Origin of the sequence: Sulfitobacter sp. SH24, assembly GCF_965641895.1 — a bacterium.
Classification (GTDB): domain Bacteria; phylum Pseudomonadota; class Alphaproteobacteria; order Rhodobacterales; family Rhodobacteraceae; genus Sulfitobacter; species Sulfitobacter dubius.
Map to the genome: position 1 here is coordinate 3,090,626 of NZ_OZ282575.1, position 26,776 is coordinate 3,117,401.

The window sequence follows — 26,776 nt, forward strand, 5'->3', positions numbered from 1 at the left end:
GAGGAATCGCATGGGGTATGCCTTGGATAAGCGGCAGGCCCAGAGCCGGGCCTGCCATTCGAAGTTACTTGCTGTCGTCTGTCGGCTTGGCCTGAAGCTGGCCATAGACGGCCTCGCCTAGTTCGGCCTGAAGCGACAATTGGGTTTCGAGGAAGTCGATATGCCCTTCCTCGTCGGCAATCAATTCCTCGAACAGGTTCTTGGAGACATAATCCCCAACCTGATCGCAGTGATTGCGCGCCTCAATGTATAGGGTGCGGGCCTCATGTTCGGCGGCCAGATCGGACTCAAGACATTCCTTGACCGTTTCACCGATGCGCAGCGCGTCCAGCTTTTGCAGATTCGGATGCCCCTCGAGGAAGATGATCCGCTCGATCAGCTTGTCGGCGTGGTTCATCTCTTCGATGCTTTCCTCGCGCGACTTATCGGCAAGCCGACCATAGCCCCAGTCTTCTTGCAGCCGGTAGTGCAGCCAGTATTGGCTTACCGCTGTCAGCTCGCTGCGCAGTGCCGCGTTGAGATATTCGATGACCTTTACGTCGCCCTTCATGAACCTGTCTCCTTGTTTGGTTTTGCCTGACGTAGAGTGGGTTTCAGCACAGGCACGGAAAAGTTGCCATTTCCTCGCATGGTAGACAAGAACAGAGGCATGCAGCCACCACAATCGGCTGCTTTGCCCAAGGCGCGGTAAATTTTACCCGCAGTGATGACCGTCCGCGCGTCAGAGGCGCGCATCCAGTCGATGGCGTTGTTGATGTCGCGATCGGTAATGTTCTGACAGTGACAAACAATCATGGTTTTGCGTATTCCCTTGCTGGCCTCGGGCCGCCGCAGCGGCCCGAGGATGGATTAGGATTACTGGAAGACGGCCTCTGGCGCGTCGAGGCTGTTGGAGCCTTCAAAGGCGATCTCGTCACCGCCCAGAGCCGTCACGGCACGCTCAATCGCGCGGGTCTGACCCACCAGCGCATCGACCGCGCCCATGATCAGCGCCTCGCCTTCGGCATTGCCGCGCTCAAGCATCATGTCATAGCTGAACCCCGCTTCGGCGGCGGTTTTGATCTGGCCCAGTTCCACCATGGAGGCGTTCAGCTTGGCGCGCAGGTCTTCGTCGACGCTGGCATCGGCGCTGGCCACCAGATCGGACAACGACGCGCCGGAAACCACGCGGCCATCGACGCGCAGGTATTCGCCCAGATAGACGTTCCGCACGCCCAAACCGTCGTAGTAGTGGCTGTTGTGGGTGTTGTCCGAGAAGCAGTCGTGCTCTTCTTCGGGGTCGTTCAGCATGACGCCCAGCTTCATCCGTTCCCCGGCCTGTTCACCGTAGGAAAGCGAGCCCATGCCAGTCAGGATCGCGTCGATCCCGGCGTCTTCGTCGGCCAGCACGGCGGCGCGTGCCTCACCGCCTTCGGCCCATTGCCCGGCCATCCACTCCAGATCGCTGACCAGCAGATCAGTCGTGGCCTTGAGGTATTGCCCACGGCGGTCGCAGTTGTCGCCGGTGCAGTCTTCGCCGGTCGCGTAGTCGGTCCAAGGACGGTTGCCCGCGCCATGCTCAGTACCGTTCAGGTCTTGGCCCCAGAGCAGGAATTCGATGGCGTGGTAGCCGGTGGCGACATTGGCCTCGACTGCGCCCGCCTCATGCAACTGCCCTTCGAGGAGCGCAGGCGTAATCTCGGCGGCGTCCACCTCTTCCCCGCCCAGCGTGAAGGTCGGGTTGGCGATGATGTTCAGAACCGCCAGTTGGTTCTCATCCGTCTCACCGCCATAGGAGGCATCGACATAGTCGATCAGACCTTCGTCCAGCGGCCATGCGTTTACCTTGCCTTCCCAGTCATCGACGATGGCGTTGCCAAAGCGGAAAACCTCGGTCTGCTGGTAGGGCACGCGGGCGGCCAGCCATGCGGACTTCGCGGCCTGAAGCGCTTCGGCCGAGGGGGTGGCGATCAGCGTCTCGACGGCGGCTTGCAGCGTCTGCGCGGTAGTCAGGCTGTCTTCGTAGCCTGCCTGTGCGATGTCGGCATAGGTGCCAAGCACCTCGGCCTTGTCTTGTGCAAATGCCGGAGCGGCGGCGCATGTGATCAGCGCAATGGCCGTGGTCGCTTTGAGGCGCATCGGATGTCCTTCCTTGAAAATCACCATAGTCCCGACGCAGGCGCGGCGGGCCTTCGGGCAATAGGTGACTTATTCTGTCGGAAAAGACAAGGATCAACCTGAGAGGGGATAGCGCTCGGCAAAAAGCTGTTAGCTTGCAGCCCTTTGCAGCAGCGTCACATGGGTATCGCCGTATTTGCGCGTGTCGATCCGGGCGAATCCCTCGGGCGCGTGCATGGGCGCGCTTTCCTCCCAAACGATCATCGCGCCGGGCGCAAACCAACCGCCTTCGGCTGCCGCAACAAGCGCCTTTTGCCCCATGGATTTGCCATAGGGCGGGTCAAGGAAGACCAGATCGAAAGGGCCCTGTGCGCATGGCCCCAGCCGCGTCGCGTCATTGCGCAGCAGCCGCGTTTCCGCCTCTGCCTCCAGTTTGCGCATGTTCTCCCCGATCAACTGTTGGCCTGTCCGGCCATTCTCAACGAAGCAGACCGACACGGCTCCGCGCGACAGGGCCTCAAACCCAAGCGCGCCGGTGCCTGCGAACAGGTCCAACACCCGCGCGCCCTCGATCACATCGTGATGGGTCAACATTGAAAAAAGGCTCTCGCGCACCCGGTCGGAGGTCGGTCGCAGATGCGCTCCGGCGTCGCCCTTGCCAAGCGCGGCAAGCGGTCGGCCACGGTATTTCCCGGCAATGATCCTCATGTTTCCAGCAGAGCCTTAAGGTCGGTATCAGGGTCCGCGACCAGCGCGGGATCAGGCGATTTCCCCGCCTCGATCAACCGTTTACCCACCATGTAACCACGTGGGTCGTTCGCAGCATCCACGGCCAGCAGGGTGTCACCAAGGTAGTACCAGAAGGACGCGCTGCCGTCGCCAAGGCGGCTGACCACGCGGTCATAGCCTGCGTTCAGCCCGGCGATTTGCAGTTTCACGTCATATTGGTCCGACCAGAACCACGGTTTGGCAATGTAGTCCTTACCCGCGCCGAGGATATTTTCAGCGACCACCTCGGCCTGGTCGATGGCATTGGGAACGCTTTCCAAACGGATACGCCCGCCGCGATAGGGGAAAGAGGTGCAATCCCCCGCCGCCCAGATGCCCGGCACACTCGTGCGGCCCCGCGCGTCGACCTTGATGCCGTTGTCGATCTCGATCCCTGCTGCCTTGGCCAGCGTGATGTCGGGCTCAATGCCCACGCCGGTGATGACGAAATCGGCGGCAATCTCTGTCCCATCGCTCAGCCGTGCGCCGGTGACGTGACCTTCGCCCAAGAGCCGCTCAAGCCCCACGCCTTCGCGCAGGGTAACACCGTGGCCTTCATGCAGGGCGCGGAAATAATCACTGGTCTCGGGCGCTGCGACGCGCTGCAGGATGCGGTCGGCCATTTCCACCAGCGTGACCTCTAGCCCCAACTTGGCCGCGACAGCCGCGGCTTCCAGCCCGATGTAGCCACCGCCGACGATCAGAACCTTCGCGCCCTTCACGAAACGCGGCGCCATGGCATCCACATCCGCCAGATCGCGCACGGTAAAGACGCCATCCAGATCGCCGCCAATCGCCGCTGGCAGCCGACGCGGGAGGGAGCCGGTAGCAAGCACCAGTTCGTCATAGGCGACCTCGCCCTCGGTCGTGCTCAGAACACGCGCCTCGGGGTCAATCGCGGTAACGCGGCAATCGGTCTTGAGCGCGATCCCTTGGTCGGCATAGAACGCCTCGGGCCGCAGAAACAGCCGCTCCAGTGTCATATCGCCCAGCAGGTACCCTTTAGACAGCGGTGGCCGTTGGTAGGGCGGGCAAGGCTCGGCCCCGATCAGGGTGATCTTGCCCTCGAACCCGCCATTGCGCAGTTTGGCCACGCATGAGGCCCCCGCCTGCCCGGCTCCGATCACCACCACATGCTGCATTTGCCGCCCCCCAATTGATCTGGTCTCAGTCGCGGTCAAAGCCTATATCTGGCCCCAAGACAACCGCAATGACAGGAGAGGCTATCCCATGACGATTTCTCAAGGTTCTACGCTGCCCGACGCAAAACTGGTTCAGATGGGCGCGGATGGGCCCGAGCCGGTACAGATGGCCGACAAGCTAAAGGGCCGCAAAGTGGTGATCTTTGCCGTGCCGGGCGCCTTCACGCCGACCTGCCACTCTGCCCATGTGCCGAGCTTTGTGCGCACCAAGGATCAGTTCGACGCCAAAGGCGTGGATGAGGTGATCTGCGTCTCTTGCAACGACCCTTTCGTGATGAAGGCTTGGGGCGAAGCAACCGGCGCAACCGAGGCCGGGATTACAATGCTGGCCGACGCCAGCAGCGAATTCACCCGCGCCATCGGCATGGAGTTCGACGCGGCCCCTGCCGGTTTGGTCGCACGGTCCAAGCGCTATGCGATGCTTGTCGAAGACGGCAAGGTGACACTTTGGCAGCCCGAGGAAAGCCCCGGCACCTGCGAGATCTCCGGCGGCGAAGCACTGCTGGACAATATGTAAAACGCGAACGCCCGGCCAGATTGGCCGGGCGTTTTGCTAACTGGGGCTGCCCCCTCAAGGTCGCACGGGCGAAGGCCTACTCTGCAGCAGCCTGCACAATGGTACGCGTGGGGAACGGAATATCGACACCGCCCTCATCCAGAGCCTCTTTGACCTTGCGGGTCATATCGGCCTTGAAGGCAAAATAATCATCCGCGCTGCACCAGACCCGCACAAGAAAATCAACGGAACTGTCGCCAAGGTTGCTCACCTGCACAAAGGGCTCAGGATCGGCATGCGCGCGCGCGTCTGCTGTGATCGTGCTGCGGATGATCTCTTCGGCGGTCTTGAGGTTCGCACCATAGCCCACACCAAAGGTCCATTCCGCGCGGCGGGTTGGGTTGACCGAATAGTTGGTGATGACATTGCCCCAAACTTCGGAGTTCGGCACGATGACCTGCACATTGCTGAGGTCCGCTAGCACGGTGTAGTTGAGGTTGATCTGCTTGACCGTGCCCATCTCGCCCGCGATCACAACGAAATCCCCGATTTTAATCGGGCGGAACAAGATCAGCATGACCCCCGCCGCCACATTCGACAGCGTGCCTTGCAAAGCCAAACCGATCGCCAGACCCGCCGCACCAATGACTGCCACGACCGAGGTCGTTTTGACACCGAAAGTGTTGAGCACGAACAGAACCGTAAAACCCAGCACCACATAGCGCACGATGGAAGCCAGAAATTCGAACAGCATCTCGTCAAGATGCTTGTTCCGCTTGCCAAGGTTTTCGACACGGTGCTGCAGCCAACTTGAAATGACCCAACCCAGCAACAGGATCACAATCGCGCCAATCACCGATCCCGCCGCGCTGGCAAGGAATTCAAGCGTCAGCAGATCGGCGATCGTCTTGCCCTGCCACAGTTCCGTTTCAAACAAATCTTGCATCCGGTCTCTCCGTCAGTCTTTCCCGGCCCCAAAGAGACCATCCATCTTGCGCGCCAGTTTCGCATCAAGCGAGCTTAGCCCATCTACGTCATGGGTGATCAACGTCACCTCCACACGGTTGTAAACGTTGCTCCATTCGGGATGGTGATTCCATTTTTCCGCCCAAATGGCCACCCTTGTCATCCAGCCAAAGGCATCGGCGAAATCACTGAACTTGAAGGTCTTGTGGATCGCATCCCGTCCTTCCACCATCTCCCAGCCCGTATTAAACAGCGGCTGAAGCAGGGTCTTGCGGGTCTCGATGCTCAATCTCTCGGTCATTCTTGTTCCTCGATCGTCGTCTTTTTGAAAGGGCCGTAGTCAGTCAGCACGCTGATCTCCTCGTCCACGGCGTCGCGCTCGGCCTGCAGATACTCCCCCACGGCAGAGGCAAAACCCGGATCGCGCATCCAATGCAGCGACCATGTGGGTGACGGCAGATAGCCGCGTGCGAGCTTGTGTTCGCCCTGTGCACCCGCCTCGACACGGGAAAGCCCATGGGCGATGGCAAATTCCATGGCGCGATAATAGCACAGCTCAAAGTGCAAAAAGGGGTGATGTTCGGTACAGCCCCAGTAGCGGCCAAAGAGCGTCTCAGCCCCGATGAAGTTTAGCGCCCCGGCAACCCAACGCCCGTCACGTTCGGCCAGCACCAGCGCGATATCGTCCCGCAGGTTTTCTTGCGCGTGGTCAAAGAATTCCCGCGTGAGGTAAGGCGAACCCCATTTCCGCGCACCGGTGTCTTGGTAGAACTGCCAAAAGGCATCCCAATGTTCGGGTTCGATCTGATCGCCAGTGAAGGTGTGGATCGTGCCGCCAAAATCCTGCGCCTGCGCGCGTTCCTTGCGGATATTCTTGCGCTTGCGCGAGGATAGACTGGCGAGGAAACCGTCGAAATCCGCATAGTCGCGGTTGTGCCAGTGAAACTGCTGGCTTTTGCGGCTCATCAAACCCAGTGCTTCGGCCCGCGCGACCTCCTGCTCGGTGCAAAAGGTCACATGCAGCGACGACAGCGCGTTGTTATCGGTCAGCTGCACCGCGCCCTGAACCAGCGCGGCGGTGCCTGTCTCTTCAAACTCGGGCCGCACCAAAAAGCGCCGCCCGGTGGCGGGCGTATGTGGCACCGCGATCTGCAGTTTCGGGTAATAGCGCCCGCCCGCCCGCTCATAGGCATGGGCCCAGTTATGGTCGAAAATATATTCGCCTTGGCTGTGCGATTTGGCATACATCGGCGCCACGGCGATCACTTGGCCCGCAATCCGTGCAACCAGATACTGCGGCTGCCAGCCCGTGCCGGGCCCAACTGACCCGCTGCGCTCCAAGGCCGATAGGAATCGATAGGTGGTGAAAGGGTCACGCGGACGCGCCCCGTCTGCGGTCTCAGGACAGGCGCAGGCGTCCCAATCCTCTTGGCCGATCTGTGCCAGTTCCGGCACCACCGTAATCTCGATTTCCTGCGCGCTCATCTGAACCTTGCCTGCCTTGCGTCCTATGTGTGGCCTTGGCCCCGCGGATCAAGGGCGCGGCTGGGGTAGATAGCTTTCAAAGGTAACGTTCTGCGCCACCTGACGTGCGATGTCTTCTTCGGCTTGACTACGGATCGTCCAACACAGCACCGCCGCACCACCGGCTTTCAACTCGGCCACACGGGAGCGGCTGAGGTCATCGGCCTCGTGGCTGATGAAACAGGCGCCACAGTCGGCATAGTCGGGAATTTCACGCAGCCGGTCGCAGGTCGCCGTGGGCAGCGGCCATTCATCGGCGCGGTAGCCGCTGGTGGTCAAGCCGCGTGGCACATCCGGCAACAACCGGGAGAGTTCTCGCACCGAATACGGGTTAAACGACATCACGGCCAGATCCCCGCGATAAGCGGCAAGAGGCCCGGCGGCTGCGGCCTCTAATGCGCCTACATCCGGCCCCATACTGCCATCTTGATCCTTGAACTCCACCAGCAGCGGCACGCGGCCGGCAACAAGATCAAGGATCTCTTCGAGCGTCGGGATGCCTTCGTCGCCCCCTTTGAGGGGGATCTTCGCCAGAGCATCGGCATCGCGCAGGCGCAACGCACCTCGCTCTGCCGTCAACCGCTCTAGGCCATAATCGTGAAAAACCATCGCCTTACCATCGGCGCTAAGTTGCAGGTCGATCTCAATCCCGAACCCCGCCTCAACCGCCGCGCGCACAGCGGCACGGCTATTTTCGGGCCGTCCGGCGGCGAGATCATGCAGCGCGCGATGCGCCAATGGAACATTCAGAAAGGCGGAAGGAAGGGTCATTCGATCTCAAAAATGCCTTCGATTTCGACGGCAACGCCCAGTGGCAACGATGCGGCAGAAACCGCCGACCGCGCGTGACGACCTGCCTCGCCCAAGGCCTCAACCATGAAATCTGATGCACCGTTGATGACTTTGGGCTGGTCGGTGAAATCTGCGGTGGAATTGACAAACCCGGTCAGTTTCACAACCCGCTTCAGCCGATCCAAATCGCCGTCACAAGCGGCGCGCACCTGCGCCAAAAGGCTTAGTGCACAGCTGCGTGCGGCAGCGGCCCCGGCGTCGACATCCATGCTGTCACCCAAACGCCCGACAATCAGCCCATCCGGCCCGTTCGAGATCTGGCCCGATACATAAACGGTGTTCCCTGTGACCACGAAGGGCACGTAGTTCGCGGCAGGTGCAGGGGCGTCGGGCAGGGTAATCCCGAGGTCGGCAAGGCGGGCGGTCAGGGACATGGCGTTTTCCTTTGGCTGCGGTTTCAGGCGGACGCTATCCGCCCTCAAGGCCGAGGAAAAGCCCCTTTGCCGCCTGGCCGGTCGACCGGGTCAGCTTTCGCGGAAGGCGCGGGCAAAATAGTCGGCCATGGGCTTGAGCAGATAGGCCATGGGAGAGCGCTCTCCGGTGCGGATAAAAGCCTCGACCGGCATGCCGGGTAGTAGGATGGTGCCTTCTTCCAGCTTGTCAGTTTCACCGGGATTCAGCGCAATCTCAGCTCGGTAATAGGTTTGCCCGGTGGCGTCGTCTTCGATGGAATCGGCGGACACTTGCAACACCTTGCCGATCAGTTCTGGTGTGGTGCGCTGGTTCAGGGCCGACAGGCGCAAGTTCACTTCTTGGCCCACCGCGACCTGATCAATGTGGATGGTTTGCACACGCGATGCGATGATCAACGGGCGATCTTGTGGGACAAGATACATCAGCGGTTCTGCTGCGCGCACGACCGAACGCGGCGTCTGTACTTGCATGGCGTAGATGATCCCCGACACCGGAGCGCGGATAGAAAGGCGGTCAATTTCAGCCCTAAGCGCGCGGCGCTGTTCTGCCATTTCCAGCTCTCGATAGCGCAGGTCGCGCAACTGGGTGATCGCCTCTTCGCGGCCTGCTGAACGAAGTTTAAGGCGTTCGATATCAATCTCGGTCACACGCTCTTGGGACTGGGCTTTTTGCGCTGACAGTTCGCCGATCTGCCCCGTTAGACGGGCCTCTTCACGTTGCAGGTTCAACACGGCAGACGCCTGCGTCAACCCGCGATCCAACAGCGACTGTTGATTGCCCAATTCTTCTTCGATCAGGTCCAACTGCCGTGCCAGTGCCGTTTCCTGCGCGTCGACACCGCGGATTTGGGCGTTGATCTGCAAGCGGCGCTTGCCCAACTGCTCAAGCTCTTGGGCCACGCTGACCCGCCGCGCGTCGAAAAGGTTGCGCTGCCCGTCGATCAATTCCTGCACATCCGTATTTTCCGACCCAGCGGCGATCAATTCATCATCAAAGGTTACCGCGTCGGTTTCGTCGCGCTGCGCCTCCAACCGGCCCCGGCGGGCCATTAGTTCAAACAATTGCCCTTCGACGATGGCCAATTGCGAGGTGAGCTGCTCAGCGTCGAGTTGCAACAACACATCCCCGGCGGCGACGCTGTCGCCTTCATCAACGCGGATCTCGGCCACCACGCCACCCGTTTCATGCTGAACGATCTGCCGATTGCGGTCGACTTCGATCCGACCTGACGCAACAACAGCCCCAGCGATTTGGCTGGTCACGGCCCAAGTACCAAAGCCACCGAAAAGCACAATCAGCCCCAGAAACCCAAGGATCAAAGGCCGCGTTGCGGACCAACGCTTGTCCGTTTGATCGCTCATGTCACACCCCCGGCATGCGCAGGTGCTTTTTTGATTTCGCGGTGGTTCTGCACCATTTCTGCCAGCACTTCATCCTTGGGGCCAAAGGCCTTGCGCATACCGCCATCAAGCACCAGCAGCGTGTCGCATTCCTGAATGGCCGCTGGGCGGTGCGCCATGATCAGCACCGAACGCCCGCTGGCTTTCATTTGCCGGATCGCATGGTTCAGCGCCTGTGAGCCGATATTATCAAGGTTCGAGTTCGGCTCATCCAACACAACAATCACCGGATCGTCATAAAGCGCCCGCGCCAGCCCGATACGCTGCATTTGCCCACCCGAAAGCCGTACCTGACCCGCACGGATCGGCGTGTCGTAGCCTTGGGGGAATTCAAGGATCATCTCATGGGCCGCTGCCATCTTGGCGGCTTTGACCACTTTGGCGTCATCCGGCTCGGACAAAAGACGGGCAATATTCTCGGCAATTGTTCCGTCAAACAACTGAACCCGCTGCGGCAGGTATCCAATGTGCCGCCCCAGCGTCTCGCTCCCGTAATGCTCTAGCGCAGCCCCGTCGAGGCGAATTGAGCCACCCGCAGGCTGCCAAACCCCGGTAAGAGTGCGCGCCAGCGTCGATTTGCCCGCCCCCGAAGGGCCGATCACGCCAACCGCTTGGCCCGGCTCTACGGTGAAGTTTATCGACTTTAACGCGGCTTGCTTCTCACCCGGAGCAACGACGGTCAGGGCCTTAGCGACCAGTTTGGCCTTGGGCTTGGGCAACGCGGTGCGCGCGGGTTCGACCCCGACAGCCCCCAAAAGCTGAGCCAGATTGGCCCAACCGGCCCGCCCGCGTTGCACCACCGGCCATTGGTTCAACGCCAATTCCACCGGAGCCAGTGCACGGCCCAGCAAGATTGAGCCAGCAATCATCGCACCCGGCGTCATCTGGTTTTGCAAGACCAGCCACGCGCCAAGACCCAGCATTGCCGATTGCAAAAACAACCGCAGCGTCTTTGTCATTGCTGTGAATGTACCGCCCACATCGGTTGATTTAACCTGCTGCTGCAGCGCCTGACCACGGGCCTGCTGCCAGCGCGAAAAAGCGGCGTCGCGCATGCCCATCGCCTGCACCATTTCGGCCTCGACCCTGATTTGGTCTGACATGGCATTTGCCGCCTGCCCCGAAATACCAGCTTGTGCTTGGCTTTCGCGCGACAGCAATTGGTTCGCCACGGTGATCGCCACCAGCACCGCCGCCCCGCTGAGCGCCAGCCAACCCAGCATTGGGTGAAACAGGAAGATCGCCGCGAAGAAGATGGGCGTCCAAGGTGCGTCGAAGGCGGCCATAAGAACAGGCGAGGTCATCAAACGCTGCACGGCCTCAAGATCCGCAAGGCTGGCATTGGTTTTCACATCCGGCGCCACCGCAGACTTGCGCACCACCGCATCAAACACCCGCCGGTCGAGATCGGATTGAAACCGCGCCCCCACCCGCGCCATGATCCGACCGCGCGTGTAATCCAGCACCCCCATCACACCATAAAGAAAGACAACCAGAACAGAGAGCGCGATCAGCGTTTCCTCAGAACCAGAGCCAAGCACACGGTCATAAACTTGCAGCATGTAAAGCGGGCCGGTCAGCATGAGCATATTGGCAAAAAGACTGAACAGCGCCACCGCCCAATAAAGCCCACGGCTGCGCCTGCGTATCTGCCGCAGCTCAGCCAGCCCTCTTTTCACAACATCGCTTTGCATCGATATCTACCAACCCTATCCGCCACCGAGCACCGCTGCGCAGTATGCCCTTTTTAAGGCATAATTAATTTAACAACTTATTGCCAACTTTCCTTTTGCGAAGGCCAACACCCAACCGCCCTAGCGATCGAGGAAACCCGGCGCGGGGGCGCTGGCCCCGTCGCCACTGCTGCCGCCCCCAAAGATGTCGCGCAAGACCCGATCAATCACGTTGTCCGCGCCACCGCCCTGATTGCCGCCCCCTTGGGGTTGCGGCGTTTGAGGCTCCGGCACGGGCTGCGCTTCGCCGAAATCGCTTGGCGGTGCTGGGGCGAGCATCGGCAAGTCGGTCAATGGCATTCCCTCATGCACGCGGCTCATGGTTTCACGCCAAATCTCTGCCGGCAGGCCGCCGCCAGTGACCCCTGTCAGCGGTGTGTTATCGTCATAGCCCATCCAGACACCGGCCACATAATCCGCCGAGAAACCGACAAACCATGCATCTTTGTTCGCTGAGGTCGTGCCCGTTTTCCCGGCCAACTGACGACCGCCAAACTTGGCGCGTTGGCCCGTCCCTTCAGAGATGACCTTCTCCATCATGTAGACCAACTGCCGCGCGGCATCTTCTTGAATGACACGCTCGTTGATGCCGCCACCGGTCCCCATCAAGGGTTCGGTTTCGCCCAGCAGACGCAGATCAATCAGACCATAGGGCGTCACGGACGACCCGCCATTAAGAATGCCCGCATAGGCACCGGTCATTTCCAGCAGCGTGCTTTCCGACGCGCCAAGCGCCAGCGCGGGGCCAGCAGCCAGATCGCTTTTGATCCCGAATTGCGAGGCAACCGAGCTTACGATCTCACGCCCCACACTTTCAGAGACTTTGACCGCCGGAATGTTGAGCGAATTTTTGAGCGCATCGGTCAAGGTGACCGGGCCTTTGAAGTTCTTGGTGTAGTTCTTGGGGCACCATTGACCTGAGCCGGGGATGTTCAGACAGTAAGGTTCGTCCACGATGATGTCATTGGGCGAATAGCCCAGATCGAGTGCCGCCGCATAGATGAAGGGTTTGAAGGCCGAGCCGGTCTGACGCATCGCCTGCGTGGCACGGTTGAATGCGCCTGCGACTTTGGTTTTGCGCCCCCCCACCAGTGCGCGCACCGCACCGTCCGAAGACATAACAACAATCGCTGCCTGCGCTTTCGAGCTTTCGCGCACCTTGTTCTCGAAAATCCATTTCAAGCCGTCTTCAGCCGCACGCTGGATGCGCTGATCGAGCGTCGTTTTAATGATGACATCTTCGGTGGTGTTGCGCGTAAAGAACTCCGGCCCCGAGGACATGACCCAATCGGCAAAGTAACCGCCTGCTTCGGCTTCTGCCGCTTCGGACAGTTGCGCGGGGTTGGCGATGGCTTCATCGGCTTCGGCAGCGGACAAATAGCCCTGTTCTTCCATCAGGCGGATCACTGTGGCGGCGCGGCTTTGTGACCGATCAAGGTTGTTGGTCGGCGAAAGCGTTGTGGGCGCGGTCAAAAGACCGGCCAGCATCGCCCCTTCGGACGCCGACAATGCTGCGGCAGGCTTGCCGAAGAAACGTTGCGCTGCGGCCTCGGCGCCAAAGGCACCGCCGCCCATATAGGCGCGATTAAGATAGATCGAGAGGATGTCGTTCTTGGTATATTTTAGCTCCATCGCCATGGAAAAGAGCGCTTCCTTGGCTTTGCGGCCCAAAGAAGAACGTCGGCAATCTGCCTCATATTCCTTTTCCGTCATGCCTGTGCTGGGGTCATAGGGTTCCCCAAGACAGAGCAGTTTTGCCGTTTGCTGCGTGATGGTGGAGCCACCGTGCCCCTGTAATGGGCCGCGCCCCTCGCTGAGATTAATGCGCACCGCCGAAGCGATGCCCCGCGGGCTGACCCCGAAATGACGGTAGAATCGCCGATCTTCGGTAGCGATGACCGCGTTTTTGAGGTGTTTGGAAACGGATTCAGCCGACACCACGCCGCCAAACTGGTCACCGCGCCACGCAAAGACGTCGCCTTCGCGGTCCAACATAGTGACAGAGCCACGCGCACGACCATCCAGCAATGCGTCAAGCGGCGGGATTGTGGTATAGATATAGCCGACAGCCAAGCCAAGAACGAGGAAAGCCACCAGGCTAACGCGCCAAGTTATTGTCCAGATCAAGCGCCAGAACCAACGAGCCAATCCGGCAAAAAAGCCACCGATGCCCCCGCGCCGAGGCCGTTTGGTCCGGGCTGGCTTACGGCGCGCGGGTGCCGCCTTGCGCGCGGCAGGTTTGGCCTGTGCACGCGACTTGGGTTTCGGCTTTGCCTTACCCGGATACCGCTTGTCCGCCACCAAAGGGCGCTTTCGCTTGTTCTTGTCGGTCATAAAATTGCCTGCCCGGCCCTATTTTTTGCCACTTTAGCCTGACTGCAGCGGTTTGTTTAGCGCTTCAAGGCGCAATCGGCGTCAATTGTCTGATTAATTTATAGGCAGATTCCAGCCAGCGCCCGCTTTTTGAGCAGCGGTGCCAATGAATGGCGCAAATTTGGCAAGCAAACCTGTCCAACAGCGCCTGATTCCCGGTTTTCTCGTGCTGCACGGGCAACCGCCCGCTTCGGTAAGCACGCATTCGGACCCGCAGACAGGAAACGACCATATGAAACCCATCTTAATACTTCCCCTTGCAGCGGCGGTCAGCGCCCTGCCAGGGCTGGCGCTGGCACAGGACGCAGAATACGCGACGCTGGCGGATACGACCTTCATCTTTAACACACTCCTCTTCCTGATCGGCGGCTTCCTCGTCTTTTGGATGGCGGCAGGCTTTGCCATGCTGGAGGCTGGACTTGTCCGATCCAAGAACGTGACAACGCAGTTGACCAAGAACATGGGCCTCTTTGCCATCGCGGCAGTCATGTATTGGCTGGTGGGATACAACATCATGTATCCCGGTGACGGTAATTGGATCATGGAAGGCGTCTTTGGCACCTTTGCCACCAAAGACATCAAGTCCGAGATCGACGCGGGCGGCTACTCCAACGCTTCCGACTTCTTCTTTCAGTTGATGTTCTGCGCCACCACGGCCTCCATCGTCTCAGGCGCGCTGGCCGAGCGGATTAAACTCTGGCCCTTCCTGATCTTCGTGGTCGTACTGACCGGCTTCATCTACCCGATCGAGGCATCCTGGCAGTGGGGCGGCGGTTTCCTTTCCGCGATGGGCTTTAGCGACTTTGCTGGCTCGACCCTCGTGCACGCTGCTGGTGGCTTTGCCGCACTCGCCGGGGCCATCGTACTGGGGCCGCGTTTGGGCAAATACGGCAAGGATGGCCGCGTTGTGCCGATGCCGGGCTCCAACCTTGCGCTCGCCACTCTGGGCACATTCATCCTGTGGATGGGCTGGTTCGGCTTTAACGGCGCCTCGCAGCTTGCCATGGGCACCATCGAAGACGTTGACGCCGTGGCGCAAATCTTTGCCAACACCAATATGGCCGCTGCCGCTGGTGCCGTTGCCGCGCTGATCCTAACACAGGTGATGTACAAAAAGGTCGACCTGACCATGGTGCTGAACGGTGCGCTGGCGGGCCTCGTCTCGATCACTGCCGGACCGCTTGACCCGACATTGTTCGGCGCGCTTTGGATCGGTGCCGTTGGTGGTGTCATCGTGGTCTTCACCGTGCCCATGCTCGACAAGTTCAAGATCGATGACGTGGTCGGCGCGATCCCGGTTCACCTGATCGCTGGCTTCTGGGGCACGCTGGTTGTGCCGGTCTACACCGAAGGCACATCCTTCGTGACGCAGATCATTGGTTTTGCCGCGGTTGGCATCTTCGTCTTCGTGGTCAGCATCGTGGTCTGGATGATCATCAAGGCCGTAGCCGGCATCCGCGTCAGCGAAGAAGCTGAGATCACCGGTCTGGATATGTCGGAACTGGGGATGGAAGCCTACCCCGAGTTCGCCAAGGGCTAAACCCTAGCGACATCGCTAAACAATCGACCGCCCGACCTGAAAAGGCCGGGCGGTTTTGCGTTAGGCCACCAGCGGTAAAGAAATCGTAAAGGTTGTCCCGACACCCGGTGCGCTGACATAGCGGATGCTGCCATTGTGACGGTCCAGAATCTGTCGTGTGATATGCAGCCCCAGTCCGCTGCCATAGGCGGTTTTCGTGTCGGAACTGTCCAACTGGCAAAACCGTGCAAACACTTGATCTTCGGCCCCCGGTGGGATGCCACAGCCACTGTCACTCACGGTCACCACGGCCATCCCTGCTTCACACCGCAGGCTGACCTCGACCAACCCACCCAGAGGTGAAAACTTCACCGCGTTCGACAGCACGTTGGACAGAGCTTGGGCCAGCCGCGCGGGATCGCCTTCCACCATCAGCGCAGCTTCAGGAATGTCACAGGTAAAGCGAATATTCTTCTCGGGCTGCAGGCTCTCGGCCTGCGCCAGCGCGTTCTGAACCATGGGGCCGAGTGCGCATCGTTTCGGGTCTATGCTGAACTGCGCGCTGCTGAGGCACTGGGTATCAATCAAATCATTCACCAGCTTTGTCAGCGCCTCGGAACTGCTGGTCGCCTTTGCGATCAAGCGGGCCTTTTGCGCCTCGTTTACCTTAGTGCCGCCTTGCGACAACAAGCCAAGCGCGCCGTTAATCACCGTCAGCGGGGTCCGCAGTTCGTGGCTTACCGTGGAAAGAAATTGCGCCTGCATCTGTTCGGCGGCAATCGCCTTTTGCGCGGCAATCTTCTGTACGGTGACATCCAAAAGCGCCACGGCCCAGCCGACGTGCTTTTGCCCCATTCCCAAAGAAATCGCATGGGCGCGCACGGCGAAATGGCGGTGACCCAGCTGAAAGTCGGTCACATCTGGCAAACAGCCCTGTGCCGCGAGGTAGCGGATAATCGACCCTAACTCTCCGAATTCACGCAGCGCCGGGGCATGCACGGCCTCCCGGCGCAGCAATTCTGCCGCCGCTGGGTTCGTCTCAAGTGCCTCGCCCTCGGGGTCGATCACAAAAACCGGATCGGTGCTGTTGTAAAACAAAAGCTCCCGCGCAATTGCGCTGACGTCAATCCAGCGGTTGTCGGCCACCAGCCAGACCACCAGCGTCAGCGAGAGGGCAAAGGAAAATGGCGTAGGGTCGGTGTGAAACAGGGTAACCCCGCCCATAATATAGGTCAGATTGGCCACCATCGGAATGAGCGTCGCAGCAAAAAGCTTGAGAAAAAAGCTCCGTACTGCTGGATTTGCCGAACGCACTGCGCGGCCCGCGACGACTGCGGCCGCCATGATGACCATATAAAGATATGTAATCGCTACAAAAAACAGCGGACCATGGTCGGACAGAATATATGATCCATTCTCCCCCGCCAGCCATTTGGTCTCTGATCCGTAAAACTTTCCATGCCAATTGTTGGTTACCGCCCCAAGGGTGATAAGCGCAGGCGCGACAACACTGCAAAGCGGCACCAGCCGCCGCGGCACCTTGGCCCCAAGCGCGTATTCATAAAGAAAAAAGGCCCAAAATGTCGGCAGCAGCACAAAGCCGATCCACGCCCAACGGCTGATCGCAAAGGCACAAGAGGCTGAAGTGGCGGAAAGCTCTATCCCGACGGACAGAAGCCAGAAATCCATGGCAAAGATGGCCCATAGGAACCAATGTTTACCGGGCAGGCTGCTATGTCCACGCACCCAAAGGGCCAGCACGGTGACGAGCGAAGCCGTCACAATCACCAGCTGCACAGCTGGCATGCTTACATCCATTCGAATGCACTGAAAAATTGATTCTAAAATCTGTCTGACCCTGAGTTTTCCCCAGAGGTATCCAAACAGACCATTCCGACCAAGTTTTGATCTAATCTGGACAGAACCGGGGCAATGGTGCCGCTGTGGTCCGGATCAACCCGGTACAGATAAAGAGATCGGGCCGCGACAGGCGCGGCCCAGATTGTTGTTAGATACCTACGTCAATGATCGCGCGGGCCAGAATTGGCACGCTGTTCTGGTTCAACCCTGCGATGTTCATACGGCTGTCACCCACCATATAGATGCCATGCTTTTCACGCAGCGCTTCGACCTTGTCCGGCGTGGTGCCAAGGCGCGAGAACATGCCGCGGTGCTGAGCGAGGAAGCCAAAACGGTCCGAGCCAGACAGGCGCTGCAATTCACCGGCCAGTTGCTCGCGCAGGGCCAGCATGGCGTTGCGGACATCCTCCAGCTCGGCCATCCAGTCGGCTTTGAGTTCGTCATCGGTCAGGATAGTCGACACGATCCGCGCGCCGTGGTCGGGCGGGAAGCTGTAGTTCTGGCGGTTGAGGAAGGCCAAGGTGGCTTGGTTCAGCCCTTGGGCCGCCTCGGAGGCCACCAGCATCAGGATGCCGGTCCGCTCACGGTAGATGCCGAAGTTCTTGGAGCAGCTTGCCGCGATCAGGCACTCTGGCACCGAAGACGCCACTTTGCGGGTCGCGGCGGCATCGGCTTCCAGCCCATCGCCAAAGCCCTGATAGGCGATGTCGATCATCGGCACGGCACCAGTGCTTTGCAGCACTTCGATTACCGCGTCCCACTCGGCGCTGTTCAGGTTCGCGCCTGTCGGGTTGTGGCAGCAGCCATGCAGCAGCACCACATCGCCTTTCTTGGCGGTCTTGAGGTCTTCGATCATGCCATCGAAATTCACGCCACCGGTGTCGCTGTCGAAATAGCGGTAGTTGACCACTTCCATGCCCAGGTAGGACAGGATCGACAGGTGGTTCGGCCATGTCGGGTCAGAGACGAAAACGCGGGCCTTGGGATTAGCCATACGCACCAGTTCAAAGGCCTGACGCACCGCGCCTGTGCCCCCGGGGGTGGCGGCGGCTGCCACGGAACCGCGCGGCACGGCATCACCCAACACAAGGGCCGCCATAGCATCGGCATAGGCCGGATCACCCGCCAGACCGGTGTAGACCTTGGTATCTTGGCTTTCCCAGATGCGCTGCTCGGCGGCTTTCACGGCGCGCATTACCGGCGTGTTGCCGCTGGCGTCTTTGTAGACACCGACGCCGAGGTCGATCTTCGTGTCACGCGGGTCTTCGCGGTAGGCCTGTACAAGGTCGAGGATCTTGTCAGCGGGCTGGGCCTTGAGCGTCTCGAACATGGGGTTCTCCGGTTGGAAGGTAACTAAAAAGGGTTAAGCCGCGCCAGTGGCAACGGGTACGGTGGGGAACATGCCCCACTCCGCCCAAGAGCCATCATAGAGCGACCATTTGCGGTGCCCCATCCGTTCCAGCGCCAGAGCCAGCACGGCGGCAGTGATGCCAGAGCCGCAGGAGGTGATGACCGGTTTGGAAAGGTCGACGCCCGCAGCTTCGAAAATCGCGCGGGTCTGATCGGGGGTCTTCATCGTCTTGTCGTCGTTCAGCAATTCGGTGAAGGGCACGTTACGCGCCCCGGGGATATGGCCCGCGCGCAGCCCCGCCCGCGGCTCGGGCGCATCACCACGGAAGCGGGCGGTGGCACGGGCGTCAACAATCTGCGGATCCCCGAGCTTGGAGGCATGGGCGACCTGCGTCACATCGCGCACCAGCTGGTTCTGGAAACGCACGGTCATATGCCGGTCACGGGGGACGGGCGGCATGTCTTCCGTCTCGCGCCCCTCGGCCTGCCATTTCGGCAGACCACCGTCGAGCACGGCGACGTTCTCTTGACCCATCAGGCGGAAGAGCCACCAGACACGCGCTGCCGACATCAGCCCCGCGCCGTCATAGACCACCACTTGATGCCCATCACCCACGCCCATCGCGCGCAGGCGCGACATGAATTTTTCAATCGGGGGGGCCATATGCGGCAGGTCCGACCGCGCGTCAGAGATGTCGTCAATATCAAAGAACCGTGCGCCGGGAATGTGCGCTGCGTCATACTCGGCCTTCGGATCGCGCCCGGCGTCGGGCAGATACCACGAAGCATCAAGGATGCGCAGATCGGGGTCTTTCAGGTGCTGAGCCAACCAGTCGGTTGAAACCAATGTCTTGGGATCGTCGGCCATTGGGGCCTCCTTCGTCGCGGGCGTTGCCTCTGACTATAACCGGCGAGGGATGCTGGCAAGTGGAAGGGGGCTGGTGAGGGGCGTTGCCTGCCCCTGGGTTGGCGATGCTATGGGGTATTCATGCCACTTTATGGTTCAGGTTTGATGTGTGCTTGCGAAGGAGCACCCAGCCTCACCAAATCGCCTACCCCGGGGAGGGGCAGGCGATGGCCCGGCGCCTGCGGCTCGATTCCGGGCCTGCCGCGCGTATCAGCCGTGATCCTTCAACAACCGCTGCTTCTGCCGCGACCAATCGCGCTTGGCCGCCGTCTCGCGCTTGTCATGCAGCTTCTTACCCTTAGCCACGCCGATCTTGATCTTCGCCATGCCGCGATGGTTAAAATACATCACCAGCGGCACCAACGTCATGCCCTTGCGCTGCGTCGCGTTCCACAGGTCGGCCAATTGCTTGCGGCTCACCAACAACTTACGGCGGCGGCGTTCCTCATGCTGAAAGGTCTTGGCTTGCCGGTAGGGCGCCACATAGGAGTTCACCAGCCACAGCTCACCATCCTCCACGGCGGCGTAGCTCTCGGCGATATTCGCCCCGCCTTCGCGCAGAGATTTCACCTCGGACCCTTCAAGGATGATGCCGCATTCGATGTCTTCTTCGATAGCGTAATCAAACCGCGCGCGGCGGTTTTCGGCGATCACCTTGTAATTCGGATCGGATTTGGAGCTGGTTTTGACCTGTGACATGCCAAAGCATGTAGAGCGCGACCCGCCCCGGTGCAAGATGCTGCCGCTCAGTCACCCAGTTTGGCGTGTACCTCATCCAGATCGATCTCGCCCACAGGCTGCTTGTTCCCCGGATTGTCGAAGTCATATTTGAACAGATCGAAGTCGCGTTTGTAGATCTCGCGCATCAGATGCATCGACAGATCGTCAAAGTAATCTTCAACCGGATGCGCCCGCTTGGGGCCGTGACCTTCGCTTTCGTTAAAGCGCGGGATTGCTGCAAGATCGACCTTATGCGGCGTCTCCACCGCGTTGAGCACTTGTTGCATGCCCTCGTTAAACTGCTCGGTCCAAATGATATTATCGTAGGTGCCGCCATTAATGATGAAGGTGCTGACATGGCCCGACACCGCAGACCAGTGAATGTCCGGGTCCATCGGCCGCCGCCAACGAATGGTATCGCGCGCAAACAGCAAGAAGCGCCGGAAGCTGGCGATCTGGTCAAACTCCTGCTTGCCGTCATCGCCGCCCACGTCGATCCCGTATTTCTGCACCAGCAGCGGCACCAAATTGCCGCGATACCGCCGCCCATTGCGCTGGATGCCGCAAATCTTGTCAAAGAAGGACGATAGAACCCGCGTGTAGGGATTGCGCACGCAGGTAAAGGCATAGGACTTGCGCGCCGTGACATTCTCGGTGATCGGCCCCTGCGATGCATCCAAGGCCCATTTGTGAATGCCCGCCTTGGCATCATGGATGTCCCCGTCAAAGAATTCGCCATGATCGGAGTAATACATGATCTGGCCGATTGTCGAACAGGCGCATTTGGGCACCACCCGGTACACCATGCTCTCACTTTCCGTCATCCATGTTCCGGGAAAACCCATGCGCGTTCTGCCTCCTGCTGGCGCTGACTGTTTTGAGCAACAATCTGGCCTTGCTGCAAAAAAGCAAAGAAATGCTGTTTATTCAATCGGTCTTCACGATTACCTAGGTAAATGACCCACGACAAAAGGCCGATGCAAGCGGGCCACGACAAGGACATTCGGTATCCTGCATGGCGAAAATTGCCTACATCCTGCTGTGCCACAAAGATCCGGAGGCCGTCATCCGGCAGGCGGAGCGGCTGACTGCGGCGGGCGATTATATGGCGATCCATTTTGACGCCTCAGCCAGTGCTGCCGATTACGCCCAAATCACTGCCGCCTTGGGCGACATCGCCAACGTCACCTTTCCGCGCAAACGCATCCGTTGCGGTTGGGGCGAATGGTCTTTGGTACAGGCCACGCTGGACACGCTCAGCGCCGCGATGGAATGCTTCCCGCGCGCCACGCATTTCCACCTGCTCTCCGGCGACTGCATGGCGATCAAATCAGCAGAATACGCACACCAGTTTCTTGATGAGAACGACACCGACTTCATCGAAAGCGTGGACTATTTCGAAAGCGATTGGATCAAAACCGGCTGGAAAGAAGAGCGGCTGATCTACCGTCACTGGTTCAACGAACGCACACAGCGTAAGCGATTCTACGCGATGTTCGAGGTACAAAAGCGCCTTGGCCTGACCCGCAAGATCCCCGCTGACCTTCAGGTGCAGATCGGCAGCCAATGGTGGTGCCTGCGCCGCCGCACCGTTGAGGCGGTGATGGCGTTCACCCACAAACGCCGCGACGTGATGCGCTTTTTCCGCAGCACATGGATCCCGGATGAGACGTTTTTCCAAACCCTCGTGCGCCATCTGGTCCCCGAGGCCGAAATTTCCAACCGCAGCCTGACCTTCCTGCTCTTTACCGACTACGGCATGCCGGTAACCTTCTACAACGACCACTACGACTTGTTGCTAAGCCAAGACTACCTTTTCGCACGCAAGATCAGCCCCGAAGCGCTGGACCTCAAACGCCGCCTCGGCCTGCTCTATTCCGCCCGAGGGGTACAGTTTCAGATCAGCAACGAAGGCCGCAACCTCTTTAAGTTTCTCACTGCGCGGGGCCGTATTGGCCGCCGCTTCGCCCCCCGCTTTTGGGAGACCGAAGCCAGCCTTGGTCGCGAACGTGAACTGCTGATCGTCATCGCAAAGAAGTGGCATGTGGCCAAACGCGTGCTCGAACGCATGCGTCAGGTGACCAACCTGCCCGCCATCGACTTTCTGTTTAATGAGCAAGACACCCCCCTGCCCGACCTCGGCGGCATCCAAACCACGCTGGAAAAACGCACCCGCCACCGGCGCGCGCTGATGCGGATGCTCTATAACTATTATGATAGCGAGCGGCTGATCGTCTGTATGGATACATCCAACCTCGACCTGCTGAATGATTTCGCCTCGGACCGCGCCCAAGTGCGCATGCTTGAGATCGAATGCAAGCTGACAGACCGGTACTTGACTGACCACGCCCTACGCATCGGGCTGGCCGGAGAGCAGACGTCCCAAGAAACCCTGACGCGCCTGCTGCCCACAATCCGAGGCGACATGCTGCACGAAGCCGATCAAATTCGTGATGCTCAGTTCGAAAATTATGGCCGCCTGTCTGAGTACGCCGACACAGAGACCAATACCGCAGCATTGGCACGCTTCTTGACCGTTACTGAGGATAAGGCCCGCGCGATCGCGCAGACCGACAATCTCTTCGCAGATTAGCACCACCACTCTAACTAAATGGAACAGCCCCGACCGACAGGCGTTGAACCCGGAACGCCGATACCGCGCACCATCTGCGGATCGGCAAAACCAACATGCAACTAATGAGGTCACCCATGCACCGCAAGTTCACCGCCATCGCCACTTCCCTCCTGCTTGCCCCAGCTGCCCTCCATGCCCAAGAGACCGCCCCGCAGGTAGACCGTGTCAGCATGTCCCAGGCCGTCAAAGCCGCGCAAGGCAGCATCGACGGCGGCGTACTCGAAGCTGAGATTGAAACCGAAGGCGATGCGCTGGTCTACGAAATTGACCTCGTCCGCGGTGATGCCGTTTACGAAGTGACCGTGAATGCCGCTACGGGCGAGGTGCTCTCGCAATCCGAAGAGCAACTGACGAGCTTCCTCAGTGGTCTGTTCCAGGAGGATGAGCTACGCGCCGCCGGTGACTCCCGCGAAGTCCTGATGCAAGCGCTTACCGAACTCGAAAGTCAAGACGGCACGCGGGTTGAAGAGCTATCACTCGACGAAGAAGACGACCGCATGGTCTATGAGGTCGAACTGACCGACGCCACGGGCGAACGCGACGTGCTAATCGACGCCAGCACCGGCGAGATCACAAACGACGGCTGATCTACAAGCGCAAGGTGCGGCTGCCCTAGCTGGCCGCACCTAACAATCAACAAAACGCCCCTCCCCTAATTTCATCCTTTCTTAAATACCGCTGCGCAGCATCGGCCCCAGCCGCAACGCCAGCGTTTCCCCCCGCCTCACCGCTCAAATCTTGCCGTCACCGGCCACCAGATCCACCGGATCGATCCCCCGTTTTTCCGCACTGGCCCACACGGCGTCTCGCAGTGCAGCGCTCCGTTCAAGCAGGCGTCGAAAGCGGTCTTCGTCCAGCACCAGTAGAGTCGTGGGTGCGATGGCCCGGACATCCACCCGACGTACTCGGTTGGTCAGGATCGCCATCTGCCCAAACATTTCCCCGCGCCCCAAACGCCAAGTTTGCCCCGCGCTTTCTAACTCAACCGCGCCCGAAGCGATAAAGAAAACGCTGCTCGCAGGACTATCCTTATGCAGAACCACATCGCCAATATCGACATAGCGGGTTTTAAGCGACCGGCTCAGCCGCTTCAGCGCGGCATCCTCCAGATCTGTGAACAGAGGAAATTGCTCAATGAGCGCCCCGCGCCGCACGGCGAGATCCAGCCCCGGTCGACCCTCCGCTGCCATACGCCGTGTCGTCAATTCCTGCATCAGAGCGGTATAGACTTCGGCCCCAAACAGCCCATCTTCGCGCATCAACGTATATTCACGCTCTTCCAAACGCAGCGCGGTCCGGCGAATGAAACGGCGTTCCAATTCCTCGGCGTAACCGGGGTACTGTAGCCGCAAACCTTCCAAGGCGGTTTCAATTCCTTCGATGCGGCGCGCCAGCAGATCGTGCAGCAGTTCCGCCACCCGGCGCCCATGAATACGGCGAATGCGCCCGTCGATGAATGTCCCCAAGTCGCGCAAGATCAACCGCTGCGACAGCAACATCTCAAAGCGGTCCGCCGTCATCCGCGCCAATGGGCCAGACACACCATAGCGCCCGTGCAGCACCGCCGCTGCGCGGAAGGTGCGCCCATAGGCCACACTGCGCCGCGCCGCGCGTTGATAGCCGCTGCGGCCTTGGGTGCGCGCCCCTTCGATCAGCCGGTCAGCGTCAGAGAGCACCAGATCGGCCATCCGGGCCGAGATCGTCCGCTCCCGCACGCGGGCAAGGATCGTGTCGCGCTCATGGCCCGCCAGCGCGATCAGGCCAAGCGCGATGCGGTCGCGGTCAAGGATGTCGGTCGCCTCTTCGGCAGTCTTCACCGCCGTCTCCAACCGCTCGCCAAAGCGCTTGGCCTCAGACCGCACGATATCGCGGTTCAGATCGTAGTTTTCGGTCGTTTGGGCCACATCCTCGCGCACGGTCTGTAGGGCAACGGCGATCACCTGCCGCGACAGCGCGTGGTCGATGGGGGAAAGCTGATCCAAGCCCAATCGCCCAATGATCCAACGTAGCGTCGTACCCTGTGCCAAAAGGGTAAAGAGCGTGAACCCGGTGGCCAAGATACCCACGATCCGTTGGATATCATCCGGCACCCGCACGCTTTCCGTCACGGCTAGGGCCAGCGCCAGCGTGACCGCGCCGCGCAGCCCACCCCAAAGGATGGCCACGCGATAGGGCCGCTCAACCATCGGGGAAAGTTTGGCAGCCGTCAGCAATGGCAGCAGGCCAAAAAGGATCACCGCGCGGGAAAGGATCGCCGCAATGACGACCACCGCAATAAGGAAGAAATCCTCCAGCCGGACTTCTTCCAGCAAGCGCGGGATCAGCAAAGCGGCAAGGATAAAGATGAGCGCTCCCGCCCAATGGGCCAGCACATCCCACAACTCGCGCAGATTGGTCAGCGCTTGCGGTGGCAGCCGGCCCGGCGCGGTGAGGTTCAGCGTCAGCCCCGCCGCGACCACGGCGATCACACCCGACGCGCCGACGCTTTGCTCGGCCACGATATAGGCTAGGTAGGGCAGCGCGACCGAGATCGATTGCTGTGCCAGTTCGTGCCGTGCAAACAGCGCCATCACCCAAACAGCGACCCGCGCGCCCAGCCAACCGACAAGTGCCCCGCCCGCGATCAACATCGGGAATTGCGCCAAGGCACTGCCCAGTTCCGGGTCGGGGATGCCCAGCATGACATAACCCATGAACAAACCAAAAAGCGCGATCGCCGCGGCATCGTTCAGCAGGCTTTCACCCTCAATGATCCGCGCCAACCGACGCGGAGCCGAGATTGAGCGAAAGATCGAAACAACCGCCGAGGGGTCAGTGGTTGAAACAATCGCCCCGATCAGCAGACAGGCCGCCAATGGAATGGCGCTAAACCAGAAAAGCGCGTAGCCAATGCTGACCGTCGCCACCACAACCGCCACGACCGCCAGCACAAGGATTGGCACCCAATCGTCGACCATCCGGCGCAGGTTCATCCCCAAGGTCGCTTGGAACAACAGCGTCGGCAGAAAGACGTAAAGAAAGACGTTCGACCGGATCGGCAGCCCCAGAATGGCGGCGGCCATCGGGTTCAGCGCATCGGTCAAATCCGTACGCAACAAAAAGATCGCCGAGGCCCCGATAAGGATACCCACAACAGCAAGGATCACGCTGAATGGCAGGCGCAATCGCGCCGCCAAGGGCTCGGCCAAGCCGATGACCACAAAGAGCGACGCGATGATCGTGGTGACGAGGATGATGTCCATATAGGATGGAATACCAGAGTTTTACCTGAATGCGGGACACTTCTTGCCCCGCTCAGCGCTTGCAGTTCTCAGTGATGTTACTTCCGCGCGCGGCGTTCGGCCCGCCAACGGGCAAAACGGCCCCGTCGAACGGCGATGTCATCCTCGATCGCCTCTATCTTGGGGTCCAGCCGCGCCCGGCGGAACCGCCGCCAGCGCACCCAGATCGCATAGACCAGCGCCGCGAAAAGCAGCAGCACGATGATGGTGACAAAGGGAATACCCTTGCTCGCCTCAGGCCCTTCGACCGCTCGGAGCGAGATGGCATTGGGGTAGATCGACAATAGCTCACTGCGCCAACCATAGTGCTTCAGCGCGTAATACTGCGGTGCGCCAGTGGTGCTGCGTGCGTCTGCCGCCTCGGCCTGAAGGTTGGCGGTGTCGAATTTGAAATAGGGCGGCCAGCCCCAGCCCGTATCTTCGTTACGGTAGACCATGACATCGCCCTTAGCGCGGCGGGTCTGGATGAAAAAGACATCGCGGTTGACCGCCTGCCCGGCGCTGTCCGTCGACGATCCGGACCAGAATATAGAGCTGTTGCCGAAGTCGATCCGCTTTTCATAGGTGTCCGTGACACGCACGATATCGGTCTGTGGCAAGGTATAGTGGAAGAACGCCCCCACCATCACCCAAATGGTTACCCAGAACACCCATTTGACGATTTTCATCTTCGGCCCTT

General features: G+C 60.1%; 24 protein-coding genes. 4 read left to right on the top strand and 20 right to left on the bottom strand.

Annotated elements, in window-relative coordinates:
• Window positions 1-64: 64 nt before the first annotated feature.
• The 5 genes from bfr to ACSQ16_RS17845 form a co-directional block, all read right to left on the bottom strand.
• On the bottom strand, window positions 65-550 hold the full coding sequence (gene bfr, locus ACSQ16_RS17825; protein ID WP_093927816.1) for a bacterioferritin: 486 nt from the start codon (window positions 548-550) through the stop codon (window positions 65-67).
• On the bottom strand, window positions 547-795 hold the full coding sequence (locus ACSQ16_RS17830; protein ID WP_093927815.1) for a (2Fe-2S)-binding protein: 249 nt from the start codon (window positions 793-795) through the stop codon (window positions 547-549). The genes bfr and ACSQ16_RS17830 overlap by 4 nt, the downstream gene beginning before the upstream one ends.
• Before the next feature lie 60 nt (window positions 796-855).
• Window positions 856-2,118, bottom strand: a complete 1,263-nt coding sequence (locus tag ACSQ16_RS17835) for an imelysin family protein (RefSeq protein ID WP_243262078.1) — start codon at window positions 2,116-2,118, stop codon at window positions 856-858.
• Window positions 2,119-2,247: 129 nt separating this feature from the next.
• Window positions 2,248-2,805 (bottom strand): 16S rRNA (guanine(966)-N(2))-methyltransferase RsmD, encoded by a 558-nt coding sequence (gene rsmD, locus ACSQ16_RS17840; protein ID WP_243262077.1) that lies wholly within the window; start codon window positions 2,803-2,805, stop codon window positions 2,248-2,250.
• Window positions 2,802-4,007, bottom strand: coding sequence for an NAD(P)/FAD-dependent oxidoreductase (locus ACSQ16_RS17845; RefSeq protein ID WP_243262076.1), 1,206 nt, complete (start codon window positions 4,005-4,007; stop codon window positions 2,802-2,804). Before ACSQ16_RS17845 ends, rsmD begins: the two co-directional genes overlap by 4 nt.
• A gap of 88 nt (window positions 4,008-4,095) precedes the next feature.
• Between ACSQ16_RS17845 and ACSQ16_RS17850 the strand changes: the two genes are divergently transcribed.
• Complete coding sequence (locus tag ACSQ16_RS17850; protein WP_243262075.1) at window positions 4,096-4,584, top strand: peroxiredoxin; 489 nt, start codon at window positions 4,096-4,098, stop codon at window positions 4,582-4,584.
• A 76-nt stretch (window positions 4,585-4,660) separates the two neighbouring features.
• Here ACSQ16_RS17850 and ACSQ16_RS17855 read toward each other — a convergent pair whose 3' ends face one another.
• From ACSQ16_RS17855 to ACSQ16_RS17890, 8 genes are all read right to left on the bottom strand, one after another.
• The gene (locus ACSQ16_RS17855; protein WP_093927810.1) at window positions 4,661-5,509 is read right to left on the bottom strand and encodes a mechanosensitive ion channel family protein; all 849 of its coding nucleotides are present in this window, start codon (window positions 5,507-5,509) and stop codon (window positions 4,661-4,663) included.
• Between the two features lie 12 nt (window positions 5,510-5,521).
• Complete coding sequence (locus tag ACSQ16_RS17860) at window positions 5,522-5,830, bottom strand: 4a-hydroxytetrahydrobiopterin dehydratase (protein ID WP_243262074.1); 309 nt, start codon at window positions 5,828-5,830, stop codon at window positions 5,522-5,524.
• Complete coding sequence (locus tag ACSQ16_RS17865) at window positions 5,827-7,014, bottom strand: GNAT family N-acetyltransferase (RefSeq protein WP_243262073.1); 1,188 nt, start codon at window positions 7,012-7,014, stop codon at window positions 5,827-5,829. Before ACSQ16_RS17865 ends, ACSQ16_RS17860 begins: the two co-directional genes overlap by 4 nt.
• Before the next feature lie 48 nt (window positions 7,015-7,062).
• On the bottom strand, window positions 7,063-7,824 hold the full coding sequence (locus tag ACSQ16_RS17870) for a glycerophosphodiester phosphodiesterase family protein (RefSeq protein ID WP_243262071.1): 762 nt from the start codon (window positions 7,822-7,824) through the stop codon (window positions 7,063-7,065).
• On the bottom strand, window positions 7,821-8,279 hold the full coding sequence (locus ACSQ16_RS17875) for a RidA family protein (protein ID WP_243262070.1): 459 nt from the start codon (window positions 8,277-8,279) through the stop codon (window positions 7,821-7,823). Before ACSQ16_RS17875 ends, ACSQ16_RS17870 begins: the two co-directional genes overlap by 4 nt.
• A 90-nt stretch (window positions 8,280-8,369) precedes the next feature.
• Window positions 8,370-9,680 (bottom strand): HlyD family type I secretion periplasmic adaptor subunit, encoded by a 1,311-nt coding sequence (locus ACSQ16_RS17880; RefSeq protein WP_243262069.1) that lies wholly within the window; start codon window positions 9,678-9,680, stop codon window positions 8,370-8,372.
• Entirely contained in the window at window positions 9,677-11,413 is a 1,737-nt protein-coding gene (locus ACSQ16_RS17885; protein WP_093927804.1) for a type I secretion system permease/ATPase, read from the bottom strand. Before ACSQ16_RS17885 ends, ACSQ16_RS17880 begins: the two co-directional genes overlap by 4 nt.
• 120 nt (window positions 11,414-11,533) lie before the next feature.
• Entirely contained in the window at window positions 11,534-13,786 is a 2,253-nt protein-coding gene (locus tag ACSQ16_RS17890) for a transglycosylase domain-containing protein (protein WP_243262067.1), read from the bottom strand.
• 271 nt (window positions 13,787-14,057) lie between these two features.
• Here ACSQ16_RS17890 and amt point away from each other — a divergent pair, with 271 nt between their 5' ends.
• The gene (amt, locus tag ACSQ16_RS17895; RefSeq protein ID WP_093927803.1) at window positions 14,058-15,365 is read left to right on the top strand and encodes an ammonium transporter; all 1,308 of its coding nucleotides are present in this window, start codon (window positions 14,058-14,060) and stop codon (window positions 15,363-15,365) included.
• A gap of 60 nt (window positions 15,366-15,425) precedes the next feature.
• Here the strand turns inward: amt and ACSQ16_RS17900 are convergent, their stop codons facing one another.
• The 5 genes from ACSQ16_RS17900 to ACSQ16_RS17920 all read right to left on the bottom strand — a co-directional run bounded on the left by ACSQ16_RS17900 (window position 15,426) and on the right by ACSQ16_RS17920 (window position 21,026).
• Window positions 15,426-17,150 carry a histidine kinase N-terminal 7TM domain-containing protein gene (locus ACSQ16_RS17900; protein ID WP_243262066.1) on the bottom strand — a complete coding sequence of 575 codons (1,725 nt, stop codon included), beginning with the start codon at window positions 17,148-17,150 and terminating at the stop codon, window positions 15,426-15,428.
• 202 nt (window positions 17,151-17,352) lie between these two features.
• Window positions 17,353-18,534 carry an aromatic amino acid transaminase gene (locus ACSQ16_RS17905; protein WP_243262065.1) on the bottom strand — a complete coding sequence of 394 codons (1,182 nt, stop codon included), beginning with the start codon at window positions 18,532-18,534 and terminating at the stop codon, window positions 17,353-17,355.
• Window positions 18,535-18,567: 33 nt separating this feature from the next.
• Window positions 18,568-19,422 (bottom strand): 3-mercaptopyruvate sulfurtransferase, encoded by an 855-nt coding sequence (sseA, locus tag ACSQ16_RS17910; RefSeq protein WP_243262064.1) that lies wholly within the window; start codon window positions 19,420-19,422, stop codon window positions 18,568-18,570.
• A gap of 249 nt (window positions 19,423-19,671) precedes the next feature.
• Window positions 19,672-20,160 carry an SsrA-binding protein SmpB gene (gene smpB / locus ACSQ16_RS17915; protein ID WP_243262063.1) on the bottom strand — a complete coding sequence of 163 codons (489 nt, stop codon included), beginning with the start codon at window positions 20,158-20,160 and terminating at the stop codon, window positions 19,672-19,674.
• A gap of 47 nt (window positions 20,161-20,207) precedes the next feature.
• Entirely contained in the window at window positions 20,208-21,026 is an 819-nt protein-coding gene (locus ACSQ16_RS17920; RefSeq protein WP_243262061.1) for a sulfotransferase family protein, read from the bottom strand.
• Window positions 21,027-21,196: 170 nt separating this feature from the next.
• Between ACSQ16_RS17920 and ACSQ16_RS17925 the strand changes: the two genes are divergently transcribed.
• Together ACSQ16_RS17925 and ACSQ16_RS17930 are read left to right on the top strand one after the other, a co-directional pair.
• Window positions 21,197-22,774 carry a DUF5928 domain-containing protein gene (locus ACSQ16_RS17925; RefSeq protein WP_243262060.1) on the top strand — a complete coding sequence of 526 codons (1,578 nt, stop codon included), beginning with the start codon at window positions 21,197-21,199 and terminating at the stop codon, window positions 22,772-22,774.
• Window positions 22,775-22,890: 116 nt separating this feature from the next.
• A complete protein-coding gene (locus ACSQ16_RS17930) occupies window positions 22,891-23,403 on the top strand; it encodes a PepSY domain-containing protein (RefSeq protein WP_243262058.1) in 513 nt (170 codons plus the stop codon).
• Between the two features lie 144 nt (window positions 23,404-23,547).
• Here the strand turns inward: ACSQ16_RS17930 and ACSQ16_RS17935 are convergent, their stop codons facing one another.
• Both ACSQ16_RS17935 and ACSQ16_RS17940 read right to left on the bottom strand, forming a co-directional pair.
• On the bottom strand, window positions 23,548-26,058 hold the full coding sequence (locus ACSQ16_RS17935; RefSeq protein ID WP_243262057.1) for a cation:proton antiporter: 2,511 nt from the start codon (window positions 26,056-26,058) through the stop codon (window positions 23,548-23,550).
• A gap of 77 nt (window positions 26,059-26,135) precedes the next feature.
• On the bottom strand, window positions 26,136-26,765 hold the full coding sequence (locus ACSQ16_RS17940; protein ID WP_243262056.1) for a DUF1523 family protein: 630 nt from the start codon (window positions 26,763-26,765) through the stop codon (window positions 26,136-26,138).
• Window positions 26,766-26,776 lie beyond the last annotated feature (11 nt).